This window comes from uncultured Brachyspira sp. (assembly GCF_944390595.1).
Classification (GTDB): Bacteria; Spirochaetota; Brachyspiria; order Brachyspirales; family Brachyspiraceae; genus Brachyspira.
This window is the reverse complement of record NZ_CALXRN010000247.1, coordinates 1-9,874: the sequence shown is the minus strand read 5'-3', so window position 1 is coordinate 9,874 and position 9,874 is coordinate 1. Positions and strand designations below refer to the sequence as shown.

Genomic DNA, 9,874 nt, shown 5'->3' with positions numbered 1-9,874 from the left:
TAATATACTATATTCACGGAGTTTTTATGTCTATCCTATATCTTGTACTAATATTCGTTGTACCTACTGCTATTGTCGGAATTACTAGAATAATAGATAAGAAAAAAAATCCTTATGGAAACGATTTATTTGCTGAAGAAAAAGCCGCTATTGAGGGAATAGTCGAAGAAAAAATATCTGAAGTTAGAGATAATGCCATAGATTTGGAAATAGCCGTTAAAAAAGCCGGATTTATAAGCAAATCTATGGAAGAAGATCTAGCTAAACTAAACAAAAGAATAGAATCTTACAAAGATTATAAAGCCGCAGTTTCACAGTATCAGGAACAGGTTGATTCTCTTGAAGAAGCATATCTTGAGATACTTAATAAAGTAGATACTGTTTTAAAAGAGCGTAATACTATAGAAAAAACATATAAAAGAATATCTGATGTTAAAGCCAAAATGACAGAATTAGAAAAAAATGTCAGTTCTATACAGGATAAACTTATAGAATCTTATAATTCTAAATTAAATGAGTTTGAAAGTGAGCTTTATAAGAGATTTGATGCCCTTACTACCAATCTCTTAGCACGCGATGCTCATTACAGTACTATGGCTGAGCAGGAAAAAGAAAAAATTTCTGCTCTTACTGAAGAATTTAAGCAGCATGTTGCTAAAAAAGAGGAATTATTTACAAATCAGCTTACTCAGCTTGCTGAAAGAACAGCACGTCATAATATAGAGCAGTTGGCGGAACTATTTGAGAAAGGAAGAGATGAGCTTATTAATAAATATTCATCATTTGCAGATGAAATAGATGTTAAATCTAGAGATATAGAAAACCGTTATGAGACTTTAAGCCAATCTAAAGACGGATTAGAAGCAGAATTAAATAATTTAAGAGATACTATACATGACAGATTGAACTCTATAACAGAATCAAGCGTATTAGAGTTTAAAGATGAAATGGAAAAAACAAAAGAGATGCTCTACTCTACTCTAAAAGAAGGTCTTGAAAAAATAACTCAGGATAGAGAGGAGTTCTTAGACTCTATAGAACAGAAAGCACATTCTTTGGAGAAGTCTATAGATGACATAAAAGATAAGGCTGATTATATAAGTCAGGATTATGCTCAAAAAGCACATCAATTAGAAGATGAATTTACATCATTAAAAGATGATATAAACATCAGATTTATAGCTGAAGTTGAAAATTTCTCTAATCATATAAGAAATATACTTGAGAACGAAGATGACGGAGTTATAACACTTTACAGAAATAAAACTAAAGAACTTAATGATTTAATTATATCTATAGACGGTATGAGCGAAGAAACTATGCTTAAAGCAGAGAGCAGATTTGATGATATAGTTAATGATATCAATAAGTTAAAAGATGATATATTGGCAAGAGCTCAGGATGATATGGAATATTCTATAGATAATGCTAGAAGTTCTTTAATAGCTGAAATTAATGAGCTTAGAAATGATGTTGAAATGGAAACTAATCTATTGAAAGATAAAATAGATGAAACTCATTATCAAACTTCTGAAATAATATCTATACTTAATAACAAACAGGAAGAAATATTAGATTCTTTAAGCTTGCAGAAAGAATATTTATATAAAGATTTAGAAACTCAGGCTAATGATAAAGTTAGAGAACTTGATACTTTATTCAGCACTATAAAAACTGAGTTAGAAGATAATATAGATAATTATATAAAAAATACAGCTCATGATTTAGGTGCTATGGATGAGAAATTGTCAAGCTTGAAAGAACAGTATGACAGAGCTTCTTCTGATATAGATACTTTAAGCAAAGAGACAGAAACTAATATAAAAGAAAATATAGAGAAACGTTTAGAAATATTAGAGAAATCATCTACTGAGATAAATGGTTTAGTAAGCAGAGCTAATGAAAGATTAGATACTGGAATGAAAGATGCTGAAGATAAAATAGATGATATCAAAAAAGAATTATCTGAATATAGTGAAGCTTATATAGACAGCTTGAAAAAACATTTAAAAGATGTTTTAGATAATTATGAACAAACAAAAATGAAAGCTATAACAGACAGCATTGATTCTGTACTTAATCAGGTTGATGAAAGTGAAAAAAGACATGAAGCAATGTTAAATAACATGGAAAACTCTTTGGATGAGTTTAAAAATAAAATAGATGATGTTATAGATGAGAATATAAAAATCAATGATAAAAATAAAAATGAAGTAGTTGATATGCTTCATAATGAGCTTCGTCAGGCTACAGACTCTTTTGATATTCTTTTAAATGAAAAAAGAGACAGCATGAATAAAATAAAAGATGAAATAGAAGATATCATGCATAGAGTTGAAAGCGGAAAAGATGCTTTTGAACGCACTATAAATAAAGTTTATGAAAATGCAGAAGATAAAGAAAAAGAATTAATGTCTGATATTGAAGACAAATATAATTCTTTAGGAAAAAGAATAGACAGCGTTCTTGATGAAAGAAGAGCAGATTTAAATGCTATAAGTTCTGAATATCATGCTATGCTTGAAAAATATTCTAATGATTTAAAAGATGATTATGAAGAATTAAAACATCATGCTTCTTTAATGACTGATGAATATAAAATGCGTATAGAGAATTTAGGAGAGAGAATAAGTCAAATCATTGATAATGCTAATAATATGCAGTCAGTTATTGATGAAAAAACAGGAGTTATTGATTCTTACATAGAAGAGAAAAAGAAATTACTTGATAAAAAATGTGAAAATATATTTGATAATGTAGAAGAGGATACTTTAAAGAAATTAGATGAACTCAGAACATTAATTGATTCTGCTATAAACAAGTATAAAGAAGAAATAAAAGATATAGAAACTTACAGACTTGAAGAGAATAGAAGTATAATAGAAGATATCGAAAGCATTGGTGCTGGAATAAGAAGAGATTATGAGCAGTATACTAACATGCTTGAAGAGCTTTATAATAATGAGAAATCTTCTTTAAATAACTATGCAGAAGAATTAAAAAATGAGATTGAAGCTGCAAGAGAGGAATCTGAAGCTAAACATCTTAATAATGAAGCTAATTATATAGATGAATATTTAAGCAGAACATCTTCAAAAATAGATAAGGAAGTTAATAATTTAAATGCAAATTTGAATGACTCATTTAATACTTTATATAAAGGATTTTCTTATATCTTAGCTAACATAAGAAGAGATAGTGAAGAGAAAGCTTTAAAGTCTATAGAGAATATAAAAGAGCATGCTGAAAAAGTTATATCTGATACTGCATTGGAAGTTAGGGATAGTATAGGATTAACATTAGAAGATTTAAGAAATGAGTTTATATCATTAAAAGATAATGTTGATGATAGATTGAGAGATCAGGCAGATAAATTAATTTCTAATAATGAAAATGTACTTGCTATATTAGATGAACATAATGACAGATTAGAGCAGGTAAAAGATATTGCTGATGTAATAGATAATGTTAAAGAAATATTATCTAATGAAATAGAAGATTTAAAATCAAGAATATTAGACGATAAGAAAGAATTTAATGATATAATAGATGATATTAAATCTTCTATAATTGAAAGAGAAGAATTAATAGAGCTTCAAAACAGTGAGAAAGAATTATTAAAGAATCAAATAGATGATTTAAAAGAAGAATTTGAATTATTCAAAGATCAGGTATTGAGAACAAATGAAATTGAAATACCTGCTCTTTTTGATGAAGAGAAAGAAAAAATAGAGAATATGTTTGATGAGTTTAGTAAGAATCTTCTTATGAGACTTGCTGATAGTGAAAGCGATATACACTATATCAAAGATATTTTATCTGAAGAGAGAAATCATTTAATATCTCAGGTAGAACTTTTAAGAAGCGATGTTGATGCTATAAAAGATGATAATACAGTTGAAGTTTTATCTGAAGAGAAAGCAGTACTAGAGAACTCTTTAAATATATTGAAAGAAGATTTCGGAAAAATTATAGATTTGGAAAATGACTTCATTAATCTTAAAAACAGAATGGAAGGTATAGATTCCGGATTAAAAGATGATGTTAAAGATTTGTCTGAAAAATTAAAAGGATTAAAAGAAAATTTAGAGGAAAAAATAGAAAAAGATTCTGACAGTATATACAGAGATTTAGAAACTCTTAATAGAAACTTTGATACTGTAAGAGAAAATTTATTAGATTCAATAAATAAAACTTCTATTATAGAAGATAGAATAACAAGAGAAAGAAATACTATAGATTCTGCTATAGATAATATTAAAAATAATATGTCTAACTTATTGAATAAAAATGAAATCAAAGAAATGTTAGACAATGAAAAAGATAGATTAGATTCTATATTTAATAATTTAGCTTCAAATAATGAAGAATTTAAAGACAGACTTGAAAAACGTATATCTTATTTTGAAGATATGTGGTCTGATAATACTAGAATAAAAAGTATATATGCGGCAGACATTAGAGAAGAAGTTGAGAATATAAGAAAAGAAGCTGATGTTAAATTTGACAATCATATAGCACAGTTGAAAAATCAAATGGATCAAATAGAGAAGGAAATATATGATTGGAAAAAAGGCAATTTGAATGACTTGCTTGCTCAATTAGATGAAGCTAAAAAAGGTATAGAAAGCTTTATAGATGGTTCAGAAGGCAAAAAGAATCAATTCCTTATTGATATGCTAAGCACTATAGAGAATAAAGAAAATGAAATTTATTTACGCATAGATGAAAGAATATTAGAAGCAGAAAATAAACTTTCTACTATAGATGAAAAATTAAATACTGCTATAGGAAATAGTTTAGAGGATATACATAATAGAATAAATGAATCTGTAGAAAAGTATAATGAAGAAATAAAGAGAATAGAACATCATAGAGCAAATGAAACAGAAGAGCTTATTTCTGATATTGAAGATTTAGGAAACAGCATACGTGAAGATTATGAAGAATATTCATTGATGATAGATAAGATTTATGAAGATGCTGTTGCTGAATTAGAAACTCATCTTGATAATATAAAAACTGAAATAGAGAGAGCTAGAGAAGAATCAGAACAGAAGCATGTAACTAATGAGAAAAATTATATAGATGAGTATTTAAAAGATTATTCTTCTAAACTTGAAGAGCAGGTTAATGATAAATTAAATATATTAAGTGAAAGCAAAGTTCAATTGGATGATATGGTAAAAGAATCATTCAATGCATTGAATTCTAATTTGAATGATGCAGTTAATAGATTTAATGAAGATGCTAACAATAGAGTAAATTCTGCTATTGAAAGATTAGAGAGAGAAGCTGCTGCTAGATTATTCAATGAACAGAAATATATGGCTGAATTAGAGGATCAGTTAAGAGCTATCAGTGTAAAAATAGATAATGAGCTTTATAATATTTCTTCTAAATTAGACACTGAAATATCTGGTGTTAAATCTCAGTACAAAAATTTAAGTACAGATTTTGAAGAAGCATTGGATATGATAAAAGGTTCTTTACTTGAAAGAGATGAATTGATTGAGCTTCAAAATTCAGAGAAAGAATTGTTATCAGAACAGATGGATTCATTAAAAACAGAATTTGCTTCTTTTAGAGATGAATTGTTAAAATCAAATGAAGAGGACATCCCTGCCCTATTTGAAAAAGAAAAAGAAAAAATAGAGAAATCATTTGAAGAATTTAGCAATAATATTTTAGAGAGAGTAAACAGTTCTGAAAATGATATAGATGAAGTTAAAGATATAATATCTGAAAATAAATCTATTATCTTGGAAAAGATAGATGATCTAAAATCAGAAATAAGTTCTGTAAAAGATAATACTATAGCTCAATTAGTATTTGAAAAGCAGTCATTAGAAGATTCTTTCAACAATATAAAATCTGATTTTTCTAAATTAGGTGAATTAGAAGATACACTTTATCAATTAAAAGATGATGTTGAAGAAGATGTTAAAAAATTATATGATAAATTTGAAAACAAATATTCTGTAATAACAGAAGATATTGACGGTATCAAGAGTAATATAAAAGATTCTATAAATAAATCATCAGAATTGGAAAATAATATACTTAGAGAAAAAGAAGAGTTAGAAAATAAATTATCTTCTATAAAAGAAAATTTATCTAATGTTTTAGGCAGCAATGAAAATATGGAAGGGCTCTTCAAAGAAGAAGTTAAAAAAATAAATGAACTTTTTGGTGATTTTAGAACAGATAATATAGAGTTCAGAAATAGATTAGAAAAACGCATGGATTATTTTGAGGATATATGGTCTGACAGCGACAGAATTAGAGCATTATATGCCTCAGATTTAAGAGAAGAATTAGACAGTATCAAATATGAAACAGAAATAAAATTAGATAATTATTTCAATGATTTCAATAATAAAGTGGAATCTATAAGCAGTGATCTATCTAATTGGAAAGAAGAACAGATATCTGATTTTAAAGCAGAACTAGAAAATATAAATACAGATATATCCAGCTGGAAAGATGGTCATATTAACGAATTATTATCTCAGTTGGAAGAAGCTAAAAATAGTATCAATAACTATTTAGAATCATCAGAAGATAAGAAAGAAGAGATATTATCAGATATACTTTCTAAAATAGAAGAAAAAGAGAACTCTATTTATGAGAATATAGATTCTAAGATAGAAGATATGGAAAATAGATTATCTGATGTAGATTCTAAAGTATCAGATGACATAGCTAGAGGATTAGAAGAAGTACATGATATAATCAATAAAGCTGTATCTAAATATGATGAAGAGATAAAGAATATAGAACATCTTAGAACAGAAGAAGGCAGCAAATTATTAGAAGATATACAATCAGGCTATGATTATTATTCTAATTTAATTAATTCTACATATAAAGATTCATTAGCTTCTTTATCAGACTATACTAATAGAATAAAAGAAGAGATAGAAAAAGCTAGAGAAGAATCAGAACAGAAACATGTAACTAATGAGAAAAACTATATAGATGAGTATTTACAAGAATATTCTAATAAATTGGATAAAAAAATGGCTGAGAGAATTAATGTCTTAAATGATACTAAAACCCAGCTTGATGATATGATAAAAGATTCATTCAATATATTAAATGATAACTTGAATGATGCTATAGCTAAATTTAATGAAAATGCAGATACTAGAATAAATGAAGCTGTTTCAAGATTAGAAATAGAAGCATCTGATAAGTTATTCGATTATAAAGAATATATGTCTGAGTTAGAAACTCATCTTAATTCTATCAATTCTAAGATAGATAATGAGATATATAGTCTAAATTCAAAATTAGACTCAGAAATGTCAGATATTAAGAATAAATATAAAAATTTAACTATAGATTTTGAAGATGCTTTAGATGTAGTAAAAAGTTCTATATTAGATAGAGATGAATTAATAGAACTTCAAACTTCAGAGAAAGAATTATTAGCTTCAAAAATAGATGAGTTAAAAAATGACTTTGAAAGCTTCAAAGAGGAAATATTAGTTGCTGCTAAAGAGGACATCCCTGCCCTATTTGAAGAAGAAAAAGAGAAGATAGATAGAACTTTCAATGATTTATTAGATAGAGTTAATACTTCAGAGAGCGATATCAATTATTTGAAAGATTTAATGTCTGATGATAAATTATCATTATTAGAAAAAATTGACGGATTAAGAGCCGAAGTTGATAATTTAAAAGAAGATGATACGGTTTCCAAATTGGTATTAGAGAAGCAGGCATTGGAAGATTCATTAAATTCATTAAAGAATGACTTTGCTAAATTAGAAGGTTTGGAGAATAGTTTAAAAGAAGATATAGAAAAAAATATTAATTATAATATTGAGTCATTGAATAATGATATTGATTCTATTAGAAATACTATAAGTAAATCATTAGAATTAGAAGAGAGTATACTTAAAGAAAAAGAAGAGTTAGAAAATAAATTATCTTCTATAAGGGAAAATTTATCTAATGTCTTAGGTAAGAATGAAAGTATGGAAAATTTATTCACAGAAGAAGTGAATAAATTAGAAGAATTATTCAATAACTTTAAAACAGATAATGCAGAGTTCAAAGACAGATTAGAAAAGCGTATAGATTATTTTGAAGATACTTGGTCAGATAGTTCTAAAATTAGAGATATATATGCTGCTGAGATGAGAAGTGAATTAGAGGAAGTTCAAAAAGAAACAGAATTAAAGTTTGCAGATTATCTTGAAGACTTGAATAATAAGATAATGTCAATGAATGCAGATATATCCAGCTGGAAAGACGGTCATATTAATGAGTTGTTATCACAATTGGAAGAAGCTAAAAATAGTATCACTAGCTATTTAGAAACATCAGAAGATAAGAAAGAAGAGATATTATCAGATATACTTTCTAAGATAGAAGAAAAAGAGAATTCTATTTATGAGAAAATAGATTCTAAAATAGAAGATATAGAAAATAGATTATCTGATGTAGATTCTAAAGTATCAGATGATATGGCTAGAGGCTTAGAAGAAGTACGCGATTTAATTAATAAAGCTGTATCTAAATATGATGAAGAGATAAAAAATATAGAACATCATAGAGCAGAAGAAGGCAGCAAATTATTAGAAGATATACAATCAGGCTATGATTATTATTCAAAATTAATTAATTCAGCGTATAAAGATTCATTATCTTCTTTATCTGATTATACTAATAAGATAAAATCAGAAATAGAAAAAGCAAGAGAAGAATCAGAGCAGAAGCATTTATCTAATGAGAAAAATTATATAGATGAGTATTTAAAAGAATATTCTAACAAGTTGGATGAAAAAATAGCTGAGAAAATGACTATACTAGATGACACTAAAACTCAGCTTGATGATATGATAAAAGATTCATTCAATACATTGAATGATAATTTGAATAATGCTATATTAAAATTTGATGAGGAATCAAATAATAAGATAAATGATGTAGTTTCTCAATTTGAACAAGAAGCATCAAAAAGATTATTCGATTATAAAGAATATATAGCAGAATTAGAAATTCATTTAAGTTCTATCAATTCTAAGATAGATAATGAGATATATAATCTAAATTCAAAATTAGATTCAGAAATTTCAGATGTAAGAAATAAGTATAAAGAATTGACTACTGATTTTGAAGAGACATTAGATATGGTGAATAATTCAGAGAATGATGTAAATTATTTGAAAGATTTAATGTCAGAAGATAAATCATTATTATTAGAAAAAATAGAAAACTTGAGTGAAGAAATAGATAATTTAAAAGAAGATGATATAGTTTCCCAATTAGTATTAGAGAGACAGGCTTTAGAAGATTCTTTCAATTCATTAAAAAATGATTTTTCTAAATTAGAAGATTTAGAGAATAGCTTGAATGAATTAAAAAGCAATATGAACTATGTTGATATATTGTCTGATAAATTCGAAGAGTTTGAAGGTAAAGTAAAAGAAGATATAGATAAAAATGTAGAATTATTAAATAGCGATATTAATTCTATTAAAGAAGCTATCAATAGATCTTCAGAATTAGAAGACAGCATACTTAAAGAAAAAGAAGAGATGGAAAATAGATTATCTTCTATAAAAGAAAATCTATATCATGTATTAGGTAAAAGTGATAATATAGAGAGCCTATTTAAAGAAGAAGTACAAAATATTAATGACTTATTCAATAACTTCAAAAAAGATCATTTTGAGTTTAGACACAGATTAGAAAAACGCATGGATTATTTTGAAGATACTTGGTCAGACAGTAATAAAATCAGAAGTTTATATGCTTCAGATTTGAGAGAAGAATTGGATAATATCAAATCAGAAACAGAGACAAAATTTGCAGATTATCTTGAAGACTTGAATAATAAGATAATGTCAATGAATGCAGA

The 9,874-nt window shown here is 26.4% G+C and carries 1 pseudogene; it reads left to right on the top strand.

What is annotated here, in order from left to right:
* Window positions 1-26 precede the first annotated feature (26 nt).
* Window positions 27-9,874 (top strand): annotated as a pseudogene (locus Q0J90_RS14595) (hypothetical protein); the annotation flags it as partial.